Consider the following 16,482-nt stretch of genomic DNA (forward strand, 5'->3'; position numbering starts at 1 on the left):
AAATATAATTGAATTTATTAAATTATACATAACACTCCGACAACAACTACAATAATACAAAAAAGATAAATATAATTTTCTTTCAAGTAAAAATCTTTAAATTTATTTATGGTAAAATAGCATTTTTCAAAAATTTTATAACTTAGATCAACATACTCAGGTTTTTTATTGTTAAATCTTATAATAGCTCTTTCATCTTCAGAACTAAGTTTTACATTTATTTTTCGAAAATAAAAAATAGAGTCTTCATAGAATGGCTGAGATGAATATATTTCTTGGCAAAGCTGATCTAAACTTGTTCTTCCACTTAATCTATAATTAGAAATCTCCTTTAAATTCAACTTCATATTCCATGAATAATTATAGTAATTAAGATCATATTGTACATTAAAATAAAATTCTTCATTTTTTTCCAACAAATACCATTTACCCTCACTAAAATCCAAAACCTTCATTTCACTTGGAATATCAGAAACAATTTTATTTGAGAATTTCAAAAATTTTAAACAAGCCAAATACTCGGTTTTAAAAAACAAACTATACCTTTGTGAATCTCTCAATATAATATCCATGCACCATTCTCTTTGATCATTTATTTTATCTAAAAAAATAATCATATCGGAATATTCATTATAATGAATAGTTTTAATATTTATTAAATCATATGTTACCATTGGATATAAGATATGATGTAAATCAATTAATTTCATATTTTAACGATTACTTTAAAAGGTAATTTTTTGTTTAAATGCTTTCGCTTTAAACATTATAAAAAACATTCCATTTTTCTAAAATTATTTCATAAGTACTCCCCTCATTCTCTACTTATTTATGTCGCTTTAAAATATAAATTTAATTCTATATTTATTAAGATCAATAAGTGACTGTAACGACTACTGAATCAGAATATGTATTAGGTGTAGTAGGTATTGTTGTGTTCACAGGTATACGACCATAGACAGCTGTATTTACAGCAGACCCTGATCCTGTTAAGGATACCCCTCCAGATCCACCAGTACTGGATGTTCCACCTGTTGCATTCCAAATCGTGGAGTGACTTGAATCTTTATATAATTGATAGGGTATATATTGCCCACTAGAAGCATTATACATTCGTCTATAACCTGTAGAAGAATTATAGTACTTTCCTAAATCTAAATAGATTGTATAAGCAGTTCCATAATTACATGTAGTATTTACTGCACCTGCTGCATCATAGTTTACACGTGTTGTACCAATATCTGAGATTGACCCAAAATTAACAGCAGACGTTGAATTTAGTTGACAAAAACTCGGAATAATATAGTTGGCTGTCAATGTCATATTACCCCCATCCCAGTTACTGCTTCCTGTTGCAGTATTTCCTTCACAAATTGTGCTACTGTTTGCCTGCATATCCCAATATATTTTGACTGTTGCGGTATATGTTCCAATAGGATATGCAACTAATGTACTAGACTGTGCTGGGATCGTAATTGCTATAGAATAAGATAATATATTATTAGAGGCAGATGTTGTTGCAGGTCCTATCCAAACACCATTTGTAAATTTTGTTGATGAACTGCCAGCCCCACCTAAACTACCTGTAACAGTATAAGCTAGACTAGTGCCATTCACAGAAGAAGTCGTACTACTTGTATTATTTAAAGAAGCCATAATACAAATATATTGGCTCGTACCAGCTTTAGGAGGACTTCCACCAGTACATGTAATTGTTCCAGAAAAGTTAAGTGGAGCAGAGTTAGCAATCGTTGATGCTGTATAAGTATATGTTCCTGTTGTTGTTCCTGTTACTGTACAAGTTGCATGTGCCGAATTAAAAATAGTGACTCCAAGTAGGAGTAAACAGCCTGTTAAAAATGAACGTACAAAACTGTATTGATTCGCTTGATCTAATTTAAATGGACGTTGAAAAATACTTCGTACAAGATTTATGCTTATTGACATATAAATGGTCCCAATTTTTTAGTAGAAGATATTTTCTCTCCATAATCAAAATGCACGGTACAAGTTCCCTGTCCTAATAAATCGATTTCCAAAGTATTTTCAGAAAGTAAACCTTGTACAAAAACCTCTCCATCGTATCCAACCATTGAGTTACTGACTCCATTCACTTTCACGCTATATCCAGGAGAAATTGGTTGTTGGTTTTTATCAATTAAGCGAATAACAGCAGAAATAACTTTGTGTGCACCAAAATCAATTTTTGCTCCTTGCTTGTAACCTGTAACTAAAGTTTGTTCAGTTCTATCTAAATCCCAATCTAGTGGCATATAAGCAGGATCTGCAAATATTCTATGTTCTTGATATGGAATCAAATCAGAAATTAAAAAACGGCCTTTTGCATCTGTTTTCCCTAAATCAACGCCACCATTGAGAATTTCAGTATTTGGGCCTGCATTTTCAATTATTGCATAACCATCACCGATTTGGTTGGCAAGGAATATACGATTAGCTGCAGCAACAATAGCACCTGTAGCAGATACCATCGTTTGCTGTGTTTTATTATATTGACTATAACTCGCTGCTAAATATGCTGGTCTAGTGCGGTAAGATCCTGAAATTGATGAAGAGTCATAGCCATTATTGTTATGTTCAACATATGCTCCCCAACCTATTCCACCAACACGTTGATCAGAAGATCCTGTGATCTCTTCACGATAACTTGTTGTACCACTATCATTTGTAATACTGGTATTTACATTGACATTTTTGAATGGCACATATCTTAGTGTTAAATACAGGCCATAATTTTTATTATCTTCTAAATCTTGATAAGCAGAAGTATAAATGCTCCAATTTTTATTTAAACTAACACCAAAATTAAAAGACAGTAGTTTATAGGCTATATTTGATTTTTTGATGGCATTATAGCCTGCGTAAAAACTATAATTTTGTTTAAAATTATAGTTTAGGCCAAATCGCGTAATTTGATTCGCATAAGCACTATATAGAATATTATCTGGATTAATCGATTGATGGGAATAATTTTGATATCGAGCTTCTGATACTTTGGCCAAATTATAGTAATCATCATAATTTTTTTGAAAACTTGTATTAAATGATAATTTAGATGAAATTCTACCTTCTAATCCAATTAAAGAAGATAAACCACTATGATCTTTATAATGACTTTCTGCAAGGTCAGCATTAAGAACACCAAGTCCAAAAATATTTTTTGCGACTCCAAACCCTAAATTCGTTAGACCATCTGTTGACCCCTCAGCACCACCACTTAATGTTAGCGTATCTGAAAGACCATAACGAATAGAACCTGAACCAAATACAACATCATCATAGTCATTAGACTGAGTACCATAATTATATCGAGGAACACCAACATCTATAGAAAATTCATTTATTCCCTTAGTTAAAATCTTAGGTGAAAAATAATAAGCTTTCTTTGTAACCTGTTGTTTTCCGATAGCATCAGTGGTAATTAGAGTAATATTATTACCTGAAACATAAGGTAATGACTTAAGATCAAATGGGCCTGAAGGAATTTCTCCAGAATAAATTTTTTGCTGATTGATGTATAAATCTAAAGTAGATGGTAAAGCAGCAGAACCTGAAAACTGCGGTAGTGCAGATGTAATAATATCTGCACGTTGTGTATAAGCACTCGCCCACTGTAAACCAGCAACACGAATACTACTTCCCCATTCCGTAGTATTTGTAACAAAATCACCTAAAGTATAAATTTTTACATTGATTGGGTCTATGTACTGCCAATTAGTAGACAGTCTAACTGTATCATCATGATTATAAGATGTTCTTCTATCATTGTTATAAAGAAAACCTGTTGATAAATTACCCAATACTGTACTAAGTACAATATCAGCCGTCCCAGAAAAAACATTATACCCATCTGTATTTGTATTATAAAAACTATAATTAATAATAGATGATGTTAATGTTTTACTCTTCAATAAATCATTACTTGTTATATTTTGACCACCCAAATTTATATTATATTTTTCCAACATGACCGATGGAACTGAAATATTTAAAATTTGTTTATTTTTATCATAAATATATTTTAGATTATTTATTTTCTTTAAATCTAAAAGATCATTATCATTAATCTTTTGATCTATAATAATTCTAAGTGTACGTAAATCTTTTGCGATAATATATAAGTTACCTGATTTATCTTGCTTTACATTTACTAAGTCAGAACTATTTGATGTATTGACAGTAATCGATAAAAATAATGGGATATACCCATCAGGCGTTAAATTATTATTTTTAAAATTAATATCCTGCGTAACTTTTGGTATAAAAGATAAATCTTCTGTGCCACCAACTATAATATCATTTGGTAACTTCGCTGAAAAAGCTTCTTTTGCAGTAACATACAAAACCACAATAATAAAAAATAAATTATACCTATTCACACTTATTTCCTATAATTTATTTTCTTTTCCATCTATAACAACATTTACAGAATAATGATGATTTGATTGATATAAAAAATTCTTATCTAATATATATTTTTTACTCTTCCCACTTAAAATATATCCATTCATAGTTGTTAAATTTACTGTATATTTCTTATCAATTGTTTCATCATTCAATATAAATCTGGATAAAAATTTATGACTAGAACTTTGATTTGAAAAAATTAAAAAATTTTGATTATTTTCAAATTTAATATTCCACGTCAAATTTAAATTATCATTTTTTGTTTTTATAAAAACAGGAATAGATGTTCGAAGTAATACATTAAGGTTCTGCGATGGATTATTCGAATCATTTGGTTTTGGTAATTCATCCAAAATCAATCTATAACTTTTTTCTGTACTTATAGGGCTATTATCCAGTCTAATAATACGATAATTATAGGAAGATGCCGATTGCATTTTCATAAAAGGAGGGCTAACAACAAGATCATTTGTTGGCTTCAGCACTTCTTTTCCATCTTCCTGTGTCCATAAAAAAACTCTGGCTTGAATTGATACAGGTTCAGAAGATTGATTATAAATTGATAAACTTTGAGCTTTCTGATTTTCTAAAAAATCAACTTTAATTGGAGATATTCTTAATGAGGCAGCATAGCAGTTTAAATCAATCATTGAAAAACTTAGCACCAAACCAATTAAAGCTTCTTTTCTTAAAAAAATCATGATTTTACCATTAAATATATTGCATTTTTAAATTATATGTGGGTAAAAAATTACCCACATGAATCAATCTATAATTAATAAGTAATTGTCATTGTGACTGTATCAAGATAAGTTGATGCAGATGGTAAAATTGTTCCAGCAGGGATACGACCGTAAACAGGTACGGCCTGAACGCCACCTGTACCTGTACCTTTTACTGTTCCATTCACAGCAATTGCTGTGCTATAAGCAGAATCTGCATATAGATTGTAAGGGATATATTCTGAAGTTCCCCCAGCCATACGACGTTGGCCAGATGAAGCATTACTACCGCCATCAAACGCTAGTGTCCAACTAGTGCCATTATTACATAAGACATTAATTGCACCAGCACCACCTGCTGTTGTTCCAGTATTTGCATCAGTTGCTGACTGAAAATTTGATACCGTACCAAAGTTCAGAGTTGAATTACCAATTGAGCTACCAGTTGCAGTTGTATTGACTGAGCAACTGCTTGTAATAGTTGCAGTTACATTCAATGTTCCTGTCGTTGTTGTTGCTTGAGCAACTGTTGATAGAGCAGTACCCAATGCAATAACTGATAGTGCAAATGTCTTTTTCATCATGTTTCTCCCACCAAGAATAAAATTGCTTAAAATTTAATCATTTTACTTTTTTATAAAACCTTTAATTTATAAAAATGTAAAAAATATCTTAAACAAAATGTGATACAAGTCACACTATATTAGCAATTATGAGTATATTTTCAACATAAAATGATAAAAAACGGTAAAAATCACTTTCTTAAATATATCTCATAAGAAAAAATGATTTGACTTATATACCAAACGTAAAAAAAAGAAAATTACATGTTTTTGATTAAATTATAAAAATTAAACTATTAAAAAATAATAGAAGCATTTAAACTAACTAGCCTCAAAAGAAAAATAATCTTCAAACAATTGTTTAATACTCATAAAAACTAGGGCCAGTCCTCATTTAATAAGCAGCTTCAAGAATGGCAATTTATATGCTTAAAGTTTGATACCAGATGAGAAATCGCTTTTTTTATGCATAATACAAACTAATTTTCTTCGCTAAGTGGAATAAGAACACGCTCTAAATTACATAAAATTTCACTGGATATTTAACAGATGTTTTATCTAAAAGTATTTATAAGAATTCCATAATGTTCTTAACATAACTGAAAATAGTTAGTTCCAGTTGGACTGATTGATTACCGCCCCAGCTGATGGGAATCGTCCCAAACAATACTGGAGGGTTTGGTTCAATCAAAGATGCTGCTGAAGTCTTTTATCAGAATGAAATTGTTCCACTTCAGTCGCAGATGCAACAGATCAATGATTGGGCGGGTGAAGAAATCATTCAGTTTAAGGAATATAAAATTCAAAATGTTGTATAACTAAAGCCCATCAATTGATGGGCCTTTGATTCAATCAGCATCGTTCTAAAAATTGAACTCGACCACGCAATTTGGATAATCCTTATTATCTAAGACACCACCACCTTCAACTATAAGTGCCTCTTTTATAATAGAAACCAATTCACTATTAGCATAACCATGTAGACTTTGTGGCGTATAGCTCAAAAGCTTTTCCCATTTATAGTGATGTACTTCACTATCCACATAATGTCGAAAATTAGCATCTGGTAATAATTCAAAATGTTGCATAGAAAAATTAATTATAAAATTATTTCTTGAATTCATTAAATATAGTTTCTATATCTTTCTTTAGAGAAGGATAATCTTCAATTTTCCATTGATCGTATCCACGGATGCCACAATGTATTATGGCATTCATAACTTTGTGTTCTTCTTTATTAGATGCAGCTTCAATTAATAAACCTGTAAAATCATATGCTTGCTCAGGACTATATTGAAAAAAATCCTGTAAACTTAATATTGATAATGCATGTATTTCACTCGGATTTAATCCTCTTTCTCTTCCACCAGCATATATTACACCAAACACAAAACTAGCCAGCAACTGCCTCTCTAGCTCTGTAGTATTTGAAAGAACTATACTAATTTTCATTAAAAAGTCATTAATTTTTCTTATATTTTCATTTCGATAAATAGACATATTACTCATAAAATTCAGACCATTAAAAAAATTTTGTTTGGATATAAATCTGCCCAAATATAAGGAAAATTTCCTTCTTTATAAATTAGAATCTCATTTATATTTAACATAGATTTAAATTAGACCTATTTAATAAATAATTTTTCACTCCATTAAATATTAGACTTCTATTAAGTCAGAAATATGATCCACGTTTTGCATCTCATTCTGCATTCTTGGCAGAAGGTGCAGAGAACCTGCTACGCACACATTAAGCAGACTTTAAAAAAGCGCCTCATCCCTGATGGGGCTTTTTTTGTCTAAAACTCTCAAAATCCCTCAACTGACCAACCTGACCCAGCGCTACGCAGTCACCCGCGCGCCTGCGGTTCATCTAAATGGGTCAATATTACTGCAAGCAAGATGACTATGGGGTAAATCGCAAAAACCTATACAAACTAGGCTTTAGAAAGAAAAAATTTAAAAATCAAATACTGCATTTCACTGCATAAGCACAGCTTAGATAAATTTTTTTAGTTTAAGGCCATAAAATTAAGCTGATGACCATTCACAGCACAATGAAATGTCTTTTTATAGGTTCAGAATTCATTTAGAAGTAATAAAGTAATATCAGAAAATAAGCATTTGATTATAAATAAAAAATAACATTACTTTTTGAGGTAATTTTTTGTAATAACAGAAGTAATATTTTATAAGTCATTGTTTTTATTGATAGTGGTTTTATATCTTTATCACTTTTTTATACAGTAATTTATTACTCAAATATTACTTCAAAATTACTTCAAATGATCATGTATTGTACTGATTTTAAATAGGAATTAGAGAAATATTACTTTATTACCTCAAAAAATTGCTATCTCCATTTTATTTTTTGGGTTCTCTTTCTTGGTATTTTAACTAATTTACACTCAAGAATCATGAAAATATGGGAATGAAATGGGAATTTTTTAGCTAAAAACTCAATTTATATACACTTGTGCATAAATTTAGGTTGTTGATATCTATTAATTTGTTTTTGAAAATTGGTGCGCTCAGCGAGAATATTAATTAACAATCAAAATAATGATATTTATAAAGAAATAAATAAAAATAATGATTGTATCCTTAATCATATCCTTATTATTAAGTTTTTAAATTTCACAAAAATCCATCCAACAATGTATTTTATGTATTCCTCATTCACTTCTACATAGTTTTTTTATACATGGAATATGGATATAAGATACTGATTAATTTATCAATACATTCATCTAATCGTAATGTATTTTGTTTTGTCATCTCTAATTGCATAAACTGCAACAATTGCATGTCATTTGAACAACCAACGACATTGTTAATAGAGTGATATATACTTTCTTTATATTGGTAGTAATTAGGTAATAATGTATTAGCCCCGAATTAAAACGGACATTTCAAAATCAAGATCTAGTCATAGCACTAGGGTTAAGGAGTGTCTTATGGAACGTATTGAAGTTATTACAACAACTCAACGTCGTCGACGTTATTCAGGTCAAGAAAAAGCTCAGTTTGTTGCTTTAGCCATGCAAGCAGGCTCATCGGTTTCTTCTGTTGCCAGACAGTATGGTATTGCACCAAGTTTACTGTTTAAATGGAAAAGACTAATGCAAGATGGTGGAGTAACTGCCGTGGAAGCCAATGATCAAGTGGTCAGTGTATCTGACTATAACGTGCTCTTAAAAAAGGTCAAACAGCTAGAGCAAATGCTTGGGCGTAAAACCGTAGAAGCTGAAATTCTCAAAGATGCCTTAGAGATTGCTCAAGCAAAAAAGTACATATCGCATATACCCTTGTTACCACCCAACGATACCCAACACAACAAATAGCCCAAACCTTAAGGGTATCCAGATCCAATCTATATCGGCGACTAAAGCATCCTGAAGCAGTTTCTCGTCCACGATATTGTAAGGCGGATGATCTGATTTTATTGCCGATCATCCGAGAAATCTGTGATGAACGACCTAGCAATGGCTATCGACGGGTTACCGCCCATTTAAACCGTTATCTCAAACAGCATGGAATGCAATTGACTCAAGTTAACCCTAAACGTATTTACCGTATTATGAAGCAGAGCCAGTTACTTCTTACGCGAGCTGAACCATTAAAGAATGATCGGACGCACGATGGTCAGGTTGCAGTGTCAGTATCCAACAGCCGTTGGTGTTCAGACGGATTTGAAATTAAGTGTTGGAATGGTGAGAAAGTACGGGTGATCTTCAGTCTAGATTGTTGCGACCGTGAAGTGATGAGTTATGTTGCAACAACCACAGGCATCAGTAGTGACATGGTCTGTGATGTGCTTGTGCAGAGCATGGAAAAACGATTTGGTGTTGTGAATGGTTTACCACATCCTATTGAATGGCTGACAGATAATGGGAGTTGTTATATTGCGAAATCGACACGGCAATTTGCCCATGCACTTGGCTTTCGCATCTGTACCACGCCGATCAGAAGTCCACAGAGTAATGGCATGGCAGAAGCTTTTGTAAAAACATTCAAACGTGATTATGTCTATTTAAATGATGTACCTGATGCTGAAACTGTATTGAATGCTTTACCTGTATGGATGAATGATTACAATTGCAATCATCCACATAGTGGATTAAAAATGAAATCCCCTCGGGAATTCAGGTCGCTAAAATTAGCGAGTTAACTGTCCGTTTTAACGGGGGCTAATACAAATAATAAATCTAATTTATCTATATCCTTATCAGTGTTTAGAAATAGCATAGCTCTATGGGCTTTTTCTGATATTTCTTTAAATTTTGATAACTTAGATTCTAATTCAGCCCTACTTTTTGAACCCCCGAATACTATATTGAAGTTTATTACAGAAAGCTCTAGCAAATCTTTTATTGCTTCCTTAGATTCATTAGCAATAACTTCACTTCCCTTTTGTTTTTTCCACTTTTTAAATATGTATATAGCTACAATTGGTGTTATCAGTGGAATAAACTTAGAAGCTAGGTTAAAGTCAAAACTACAAATGTCCATTTGTTACTCCTTTAACACTCTATAAACGGTAGCTACGCCACAATTAACAGCTTTTGCTATTTCTTCTTTCGTTAAGCCTTTAGTATTTAACTCTTTAATTCTATCATGTTTAGCAATATCTGCTTTCTTTCCAGTAGGCACATATCCTGAACGTACCAATCCTTGCTTGATCCGTTCCTTGCGTTTGTCATTATCCAGCTTAGCCATTGTTGCTAATAGATCAATGAGCATGGCATTAATAACATTCAATATCTCGCCTGTCATTCCATCATTGGTTGTATGTGTAGTCGGTAGATCCGCAATTATTAAACGTAAACCTTTAGCCTTGATTTTATCTTTTAAAATTGCAAAGTCATCTTGTGACAGTCGGCTAAGTCTATCCACGCTTTCGACTAAAAGAATATCGCCTTTACTCGCCTCTGTAAGTAATCGGTTTAATGCTGGGCGTTCAAGCTTCGTACCTGAATAGTTTTCTATGTATGTGCCGTATTGATCGCCATAGCTTTGGCTGAATAAAACTAGATCGCTCAATGCTCGTTCTGCATCTTGATCTTTTGTGCTTGCTCTCACATAAATACGAATTGTCATATCATTAGCCTTTATCATATAGCTATCATTTCACATGTTCTATGATAAAGTTATCATTTAACCAAGTAAATAAGTTAAATGATAGGTACAGAAATATAATTATCAAATTATCTTTTGGGTATAGTCTAATGACAGTCGCAATCTAATATTAATGGTTTTTAATTCTACTAAATTGTGTTAACTATATAATTTATGAAGTCATAACAAAGTTGGAGTTCTTACAATGGGATTATTTGATAATTTATTTTCATCAAACACAAGCAATAGTAATTCTGATAGAAATCAAAATAATGTGATTGAATCAGGTCGAAATAAAAACACTGGTGGTCATGACCATAGAACAAATAAAGGAGATGATCGTACCCCTTCACAAAAGGAAGGTGATAAATCTCGAAGAAAATAAATGTATCTAACTTTTTGAGATTCTTATCTGACCTGTACGTGAATGAAGTAGCACTATCACCCTGTTAAAACAATTATATTCACGTACAGCATTCAATCTGATAGGCTTATAGTCTATATGATAGTTAGAACTCTAAAAAATACTCGCAAAGTCATCCTGTAAATTACTTTGTTTAAACTCAACTTTATTCGTAATGACATGATTAAAAAATAAATCAACTAATTCTAAAAAATCATTCGTAGAACTATCACTATGTTTATATGTATAAGATCCATTTTTTTTATATTGAGTTATATCAAGCACTTCAAAGCATTCTAAATCAGCATTCTTTTTTCTTTGAATGCTCACGTTAATCTTAAGTCTTTTAGTTACACGTTCAGCAAAATTATATTCCTTTTCTTTGCGCTTTTCTGTTATTGGATTAATGATTTGAATATATATACTTAATTCTTTGTATTTAAAAGATAATATATTATTTTCTTTAATTTCATGCTCAAAATCCTCACAAATTGATAAAAACTCTTTTGTGATTAGATCTTTTAGATGATTTACATGTTCATCTAATTGCCTCGCTTTCTCACTGTTGTAGGCTTCAAATTCATGTTGTTGTTCAATTAACAGTTGAAGTCCTTCCATCTTTAATACTCTTTCTTAAATCAAGGGAAAGAAAACAGTATAGTCGATGATAAGTAAATGCTGTAATCCTTCACTCTCATTATGAGCATGTGACTGCCTATGCTTATATTAAAACGCTGTGATCGTTTTGCCATGTTGTTCCCTATGGCAAGGGAAATTACCTTTCCAAAATTTTTAGGTGTGATGCAGTGAACCTGACCACCTGACCACCTGACCACCATCATGTCTTAGCTTGCCCACTGGTCAAGGGGTATGGGATCAAAAGTCCGAAAGCCGTCCACGAAAAAGACCGTCCCCTCGTCAAATTTTTGTGTGGTCAAAATTCCCATATGGGGTATACCTTAATTAATTCAATTAGTTAAATTAATTTAACAATCAATATAAATGGTGTCCATGTTGGTGCAATCGCATGAAAAAGCTTTAAACTTGATAGCTTTTGCCACTCTATACAAATCGCTATTTTTTGATGTGTTACAGGTGTTACATAGGTTACAAGACTGTTTTATATATACTTTTTAATTTAACGATCATTATTTATTATTAACAACTATCTATATATCAATAGTAAATTTAAATATTAATTATTATATATCAATATCTTACAAACAGAACTTATTGTTTAATTGCTCTATATTCATGTTGCCACACATATTGATCATTTTTGAGTGGTTACAAGTGTTACATAGGTTACAACATTGTTTTATATCATTTTATTTGTAACATTTTTAGCCTTTGAGTCTTGTTACAAGGGTTACATTTCAGGTCATGGGGGGCTTAAAATTTACATTTAACCGCCTCATGTGGACACCGCCCACTTCCTCATGTGCAAAAAAAATCCCATTTGGGACTAAAAATAACTAAACATTGAGGGCTTTGAGCTAAATTAGGATAAAAATCTGAATACTCGGAATAAATTTTCAGTTTCTCATTGGATAGCTTATCTAATCACATGGCGACATTACAAAACAGTGCCAAAATTTTGGAATGAGTAACCTCGCCCTTGCAATTCAATAGCGCAATTTTTAGGAATAGTGTTTTTTATGATGTGGCTTGGGCTGTGTAATTGTACTTATGAAAGCTGTCCATGGTTGTATGGGCAAAATTAGGAAATAGATAAAATTTAGAATTACTATCGTGATAAAAAATGCCCTGTTCAATCATAGCTATGATGTATTGCTGTGCTTGATCCTGATTCAACATAAATTTAAGTATTAAATCTTGGATTAGGTCTTTTGGTCTAACTAAAGCATTTTCAACTGGGCTATGAATTTTGCGTAAGTTACTGCGCTGTCGCTCCAGCCGATCAAAATAGGTCTGTATGATTTCATGCTGGATACATTGATCTAGGCTACTATTTGTTGTGGCTACTATGTTGTTTAGAATTTCGATCAATTCGCCTTTAAGGCGCTTTATTTTCTGAATGTCTGTATCAGTAATGCGCTCTATATAATGCAAACGCAAGGTTTGGTTATCAATAAGTTGAATATCTGCACCCTCTAATCGAATATGCTCCAGTAATCTATAAGCCGATTCAAGCTGCAAACAGCGTATGAGCTGTGCTTTATATTTGCGTACTAGCTCAGTCAAATGTGATGGTAATTCTTGCTGTTGATGCAGCCGTAAGGTGTGATTGTTAATTAATTCTAGGTTTGCGCTACAGTGCTGCAATGCTTGATTTAATAATTGGGCAATATTCATAAACTGTACCCTCAGAAATAAATAAACCGTATGGGGTTGCCATCCATACGGCTTGAAATTGGTTTAAATGTCGATGGTTGTGCCTGTGTTCACATCATCCGTATATGGATTAGTCGCTTTCTCAATGTCATAGCTAAACATTGTGGTATTAAACACATAAAGCCAAACAGGATTTTTACTCTCAGGGGTACGCTCTTGCTTGGTGGTTTTGCCATTTGCACAGTCAATCCAACCGTGTTTTTTAAGCACTTTAGCCACTTTCTTAGGGTCAAAACCTGTGCAAAGCTCTTGTTTAAATTGCTCTTTAAAGAACAAATAACGTAGGGTTTCACGCTGTTGGGCATTTACGACCTTATAACCCACTCGATATATGGTTTTTTCTCTAAAAGTCTTGGCATCGGTGCTTGCTTCATCTGCATGGTCTGAGTTGCCATAACTTGCCCGTTTATTGCCCTCGATTAAGGTATCAAAACGGCTATTTCCGTTTGCCTCAAAAAATGCTCTGACTTGCTGGAGTATCTGCCGATCCTCAAAGTCCCCGACCATTTCAAAGCTGTTGAGCCATGTCTTAAATACACTGTTGACAGCCTCTAAAGCCCTGCCCTTTTTCCAGCCTGTGATATTGGCTTGCGTTGCCAACTCTCCAGCTACAGCGACAACGGCAAAACGTGCAGCCACACGCTCAATGTGTCCCTGTGCATTATCAGGCGTAATCTTGGCTTTATATTGCTGATAAAGTTTTAGGGCGGTTTCTGTAATATGACCTTTGTCACGGGTCAAATACTCAAGCCAAGATTTGCCAGCTACGCCATAAGCACTAATTGCATTTTCATACAGCTTATTTGCCTGTTGTGCAGCATTTGGGGCAAAGTCTACTTGGTCAAATATGCCGTATTCACAAGCATCTAAACTAATTTCAGGTAGGCGTATTTCTTGCCCTAGTTTAGATGTTTGCCCTATCTCATTTAAAATTTCTTTAAAGGTCTTTTCACCACTGGATAAGAACAAGACTCGCCATTGTTGTGGTGCTTTGGCTATGGCAGTGCGTGCCATACGTGCTTTACCCTGACCATTGGCAAGCATATATACAGTTTGCCCAATGTCTTTTGCTGCTGCCTCACCAATTTCATCCAGTACCAAAAAGCCATCATTGTGCATAAAGGCGGTTTGCTCTAATGCGTTGCCTGTTGATCGCCATGTACGGTAATACTCTTTCGGGTGTCCCCATACACTACAAGCAAGATAGATAGCGGTACTTTTGCCTTTGGATGACGTACCATTTAAATGAAAACCGCCACCCTGTTGATTCAATGGCTCAAGTAGTTGTCCAGCAAAGGCACATGCCACACTAAATACAAGCTTAGAATGGCTTTCGAGCAATAAACTTACCCCATTTTTCCATGCTTCCAATTCACCCTTATATTGAAAGCGGTTATCTAGCCCATCGGTACGCTGATAAACAATTAATTCATCGTGTTTAGTGCCTGGATTGCTATAGGTTTCAGTCGGTAAAACATAACGATGACCATGCCAACCGACACTATCCACACATAAAGCGAATTTATCGACTGGATAGCTCATTAGGTAAATTTGAAAAAGCTCTCTGCCTCTGCGGTCAGGGGTAATAATCACACCTTGATTGGATAGGGCTTTTCGTGATTCCGTCCCATCACCTTGAAATAGCTCGTTCGGCACAGCCCAAGTGTGATGAATAAAAGCATCATCTTGCCACTGTAATAAACGCCCCCAATTGTTACTCGTATTGTCACGGGTTTTGGCTGTCACCAAAATAGGGCTAGAGATAAAGCGTTCCCGATACTCGCCATTTTTGAGCTTTTCGATAAAGAACACACCTTTATCATGGATTTCAAAGCTACCATTCTCCCATTCCATTGGCTCAGCTAACATGCCATCAGGTAAATTATCGCTTGGTGATGGTGGTTGATAGGCTGCTGTATTTAAGGCGGTTATATCGCTTGCTGTGCTGTCTTGTCCGTTTTGCTTGCGTATCTCCACCCAATCCATCACATCGGCTTTATCAGGCAAATTTAGCCCATCTAGCACGATATAACGCACATTACAGCCCAATTTATCTAATTCACTGGCAATTTCATTGAAAAACTTAGTTCCAGCCTTGTCATTATCTGCCCAAATGACAATATCAAGGCGTGCTAGTGGTCTAAGGTCGGTTTTATCTGTATTGCCACTCCCTCCGCATGTGGTGGCATATAAACCCAAACTATTGAGATAATCAGCTTTTTGCTCACCCTCAACAATGTAAATTGGCTGTTTATCAGGGACAAAGAGGATGCGCTCTAAGGCATATAACGGCTTTTTACCCTGACCAACAGGATAAGCTTGGCTAAAATCAGGATCGCCAAATTTAAAGCCACGTTCGCCACTGGAGAAAATACGAATCCATTTATCACCTGTATGATGATTTTTGGCTCTGACTTTCCAATACACTGGCATACCGTGACCATCGGTATAACAGAACAAATATTCAAACTGATAGCCGTTTTTAACCTCACGTTCTGCCAACTTTTGAGCATGGGTAAAGGCTTGTTCTTGTACTTCCTGATAATCTAAAAATTCACTCATGCGTGATTCTCCCATGCGCCTAAGTCTTTACATGCTTCAATAAAAGACTTGCCTGTAAGCAACTGGTGAAATGCAATCAAATCACCACCTTTGGCTTCGCAAGCCATACACTTAAAGCAACCCTTACGGCTGTTTATGCGTAGGCTTGGGGTACTGTCATCATGAAATGGGCAAATCATCTCACGCCATTCGCCACGACCTTTGACGGCGTAACCTCTAGCAGTTAGATATTCGATAGGATCAGGAAGTAATGCCCGATTTAAACCAAATTTCTTTGGCTTATCAGTATTAGAGTTTCGGTATTTCCCTAGCGTAGGGTGCGCTTTTTTCATAG

At 33.8% G+C, this 16,482-nt stretch carries 15 protein-coding genes and 1 pseudogene; 3 read left to right on the plus strand and 13 right to left on the minus strand.

Annotated elements, in window-relative coordinates; all coding sequences use genetic code 11:
• Positions 1-17 precede the first annotated feature (17 nt).
• The 5 genes from F975_RS10865 to F975_RS10885 form a co-directional block, all read right to left on the minus strand.
• A complete protein-coding gene (locus F975_RS10865) occupies positions 18-710 on the minus strand; it encodes a hypothetical protein (RefSeq protein ID WP_004753229.1) in 693 nt (230 codons plus the stop codon).
• Positions 711-873: 163 nt separating this feature from the next.
• Entirely contained in the window at positions 874-1,947 is a 1,074-nt protein-coding gene (locus F975_RS10870) for a Csu type fimbrial protein (protein WP_004753231.1), read from the minus strand.
• Entirely contained in the window at positions 1,938-4,397 is a 2,460-nt protein-coding gene (locus F975_RS10875; protein WP_004753233.1) for a fimbria/pilus outer membrane usher protein, read from the minus strand. The genes F975_RS10870 and F975_RS10875 overlap by 10 nt, the downstream gene beginning before the upstream one ends.
• A 9-nt stretch (positions 4,398-4,406) precedes the next feature.
• A complete protein-coding gene (locus F975_RS10880) occupies positions 4,407-5,126 on the minus strand; it encodes a fimbrial biogenesis chaperone (RefSeq protein WP_004753235.1) in 720 nt (239 codons plus the stop codon).
• Positions 5,127-5,200: 74 nt separating this feature from the next.
• A complete protein-coding gene (locus F975_RS10885; RefSeq protein ID WP_004753237.1) occupies positions 5,201-5,728 on the minus strand; it encodes a Csu type fimbrial protein in 528 nt (175 codons plus the stop codon).
• 614 nt (positions 5,729-6,342) lie between these two features.
• Here F975_RS10885 and F975_RS15530 point away from each other — a divergent pair.
• Positions 6,343-6,528, plus strand: a pseudogene (locus F975_RS15530) (phage portal protein); the annotation flags it as partial.
• 45 nt (positions 6,529-6,573) lie between these two features.
• Here F975_RS15530 and F975_RS10890 read toward each other — a convergent pair.
• Together F975_RS10890 and imm48 are read right to left on the minus strand one after the other, a co-directional pair.
• Positions 6,574-6,798 (minus strand): hypothetical protein, encoded by a 225-nt coding sequence (locus F975_RS10890; protein ID WP_004753240.1) that lies wholly within the window; start codon positions 6,796-6,798, stop codon positions 6,574-6,576.
• 19 nt (positions 6,799-6,817) lie between these two features.
• Complete coding sequence (gene imm48 / locus F975_RS10895; protein WP_051064834.1) at positions 6,818-7,210, minus strand: Imm48 family immunity protein; 393 nt, start codon at positions 7,208-7,210, stop codon at positions 6,818-6,820.
• Positions 7,211-8,667: 1,457 nt separating this feature from the next.
• Here imm48 and F975_RS10905 point away from each other — a divergent pair.
• A protein-coding gene (locus F975_RS10905; RefSeq protein ID WP_155757289.1) for an IS3 family transposase occupies positions 8,668-9,881 on the plus strand; the annotation gives its coding sequence in 2 pieces (ribosomal slippage) (positions 8,668-8,995 and positions 8,995-9,881; 1,215 coding nt in all).
• Here F975_RS10905 and F975_RS15325 read toward each other — a convergent pair.
• Complete coding sequence (locus F975_RS15325; RefSeq protein WP_004753246.1) at positions 9,878-10,222, minus strand: hypothetical protein; 345 nt, start codon at positions 10,220-10,222, stop codon at positions 9,878-9,880. The two genes, F975_RS10905 and F975_RS15325, sit on opposite strands and share 4 nt — an antisense overlap.
• Positions 10,223-10,225: 3 nt before the next feature.
• Positions 10,226-10,810: a recombinase family protein gene (locus tag F975_RS10915; RefSeq protein WP_004753247.1), complete on the minus strand. Its 585-nt coding sequence runs from the start codon at positions 10,808-10,810 to the stop codon at positions 10,226-10,228.
• A gap of 223 nt (positions 10,811-11,033) precedes the next feature.
• Here F975_RS10915 and F975_RS10920 point away from each other — a divergent pair, with 223 nt between their 5' ends.
• On the plus strand, positions 11,034-11,213 hold the full coding sequence (locus tag F975_RS10920; RefSeq protein WP_004753249.1) for a hypothetical protein: 180 nt from the start codon (positions 11,034-11,036) through the stop codon (positions 11,211-11,213).
• Positions 11,214-11,345: 132 nt separating this feature from the next.
• Here F975_RS10920 and F975_RS10925 read toward each other — a convergent pair whose 3' ends face one another.
• The 4 genes from F975_RS10925 to F975_RS10940 form a co-directional block, all read right to left on the minus strand.
• Positions 11,346-11,849: a hypothetical protein gene (locus F975_RS10925; protein WP_004753251.1), complete on the minus strand. Its 504-nt coding sequence runs from the start codon at positions 11,847-11,849 to the stop codon at positions 11,346-11,348.
• Positions 11,850-12,887: 1,038 nt separating this feature from the next.
• Complete coding sequence (locus F975_RS10930; RefSeq protein WP_004753253.1) at positions 12,888-13,547, minus strand: hypothetical protein; 660 nt, start codon at positions 13,545-13,547, stop codon at positions 12,888-12,890.
• Positions 13,548-13,610: 63 nt separating this feature from the next.
• Positions 13,611-16,148, minus strand: a complete 2,538-nt coding sequence (locus tag F975_RS10935; protein ID WP_004753254.1) for a DUF927 domain-containing protein — start codon at positions 16,146-16,148, stop codon at positions 13,611-13,613.
• Positions 16,145-16,480, minus strand: coding sequence for a CHC2 zinc finger domain-containing protein (locus F975_RS10940; protein ID WP_004753256.1), 336 nt, complete (start codon positions 16,478-16,480; stop codon positions 16,145-16,147). The genes F975_RS10935 and F975_RS10940 overlap by 4 nt, the downstream gene beginning before the upstream one ends.
• Between the last annotated feature and the right edge of the window lie 2 nt (positions 16,481-16,482).

This window comes from Acinetobacter brisouisimilis, from assembly GCF_000368265.1.
Classification (GTDB): Bacteria; Pseudomonadota; Gammaproteobacteria; order Pseudomonadales; family Moraxellaceae; genus Acinetobacter.

Bases quoted from the DNA above. Each gene is read 5' to 3' on its own strand.
- F975_RS10865 (WP_004753229.1), bottom strand. From the start codon at position 710: ATGAAATTAATTGATTTACATCATATCTTATATCCAATGGTAACATAT.
- F975_RS10870 (WP_004753231.1), bottom strand. From the start codon at position 1,947: ATGTCAATAAGCATAAATCTTGTACGAAGTATTTTTCAACGTCCATTT.
- F975_RS10880 (WP_004753235.1), bottom strand. From the start codon at position 5,126: ATGATTTTTTTAAGAAAAGAAGCTTTAATTGGTTTGGTGCTAAGTTTT.
- F975_RS10885 (WP_004753237.1), bottom strand. From the start codon at position 5,728: ATGAAAAAGACATTTGCACTATCAGTTATTGCATTGGGTACTGCTCTA.
- F975_RS10890 (WP_004753240.1), bottom strand. From the start codon at position 6,798: ATGCAACATTTTGAATTATTACCAGATGCTAATTTTCGACATTATGTG.
- imm48 (WP_051064834.1), bottom strand. From the start codon at position 7,210: ATGTCTATTTATCGAAATGAAAATATAAGAAAAATTAATGACTTTTTA.
- F975_RS15325 (WP_004753246.1), bottom strand. From the start codon at position 10,222: ATGGACATTTGTAGTTTTGACTTTAACCTAGCTTCTAAGTTTATTCCA.
- F975_RS10915 (WP_004753247.1), bottom strand. From the start codon at position 10,810: ATGACAATTCGTATTTATGTGAGAGCAAGCACAAAAGATCAAGATGCA.
- F975_RS10920 (WP_004753249.1), top strand. From the start codon at position 11,034: ATGGGATTATTTGATAATTTATTTTCATCAAACACAAGCAATAGTAAT.
- F975_RS10925 (WP_004753251.1), bottom strand. From the start codon at position 11,849: ATGGAAGGACTTCAACTGTTAATTGAACAACAACATGAATTTGAAGCC.
- F975_RS10930 (WP_004753253.1), bottom strand. From the start codon at position 13,547: ATGAATATTGCCCAATTATTAAATCAAGCATTGCAGCACTGTAGCGCA.
- F975_RS10935 (WP_004753254.1), bottom strand. From the start codon at position 16,148: ATGAGTGAATTTTTAGATTATCAGGAAGTACAAGAACAAGCCTTTACC.
- F975_RS10940 (WP_004753256.1), bottom strand. From the start codon at position 16,480: ATGAAAAAAGCGCACCCTACGCTAGGGAAATACCGAAACTCTAATACT.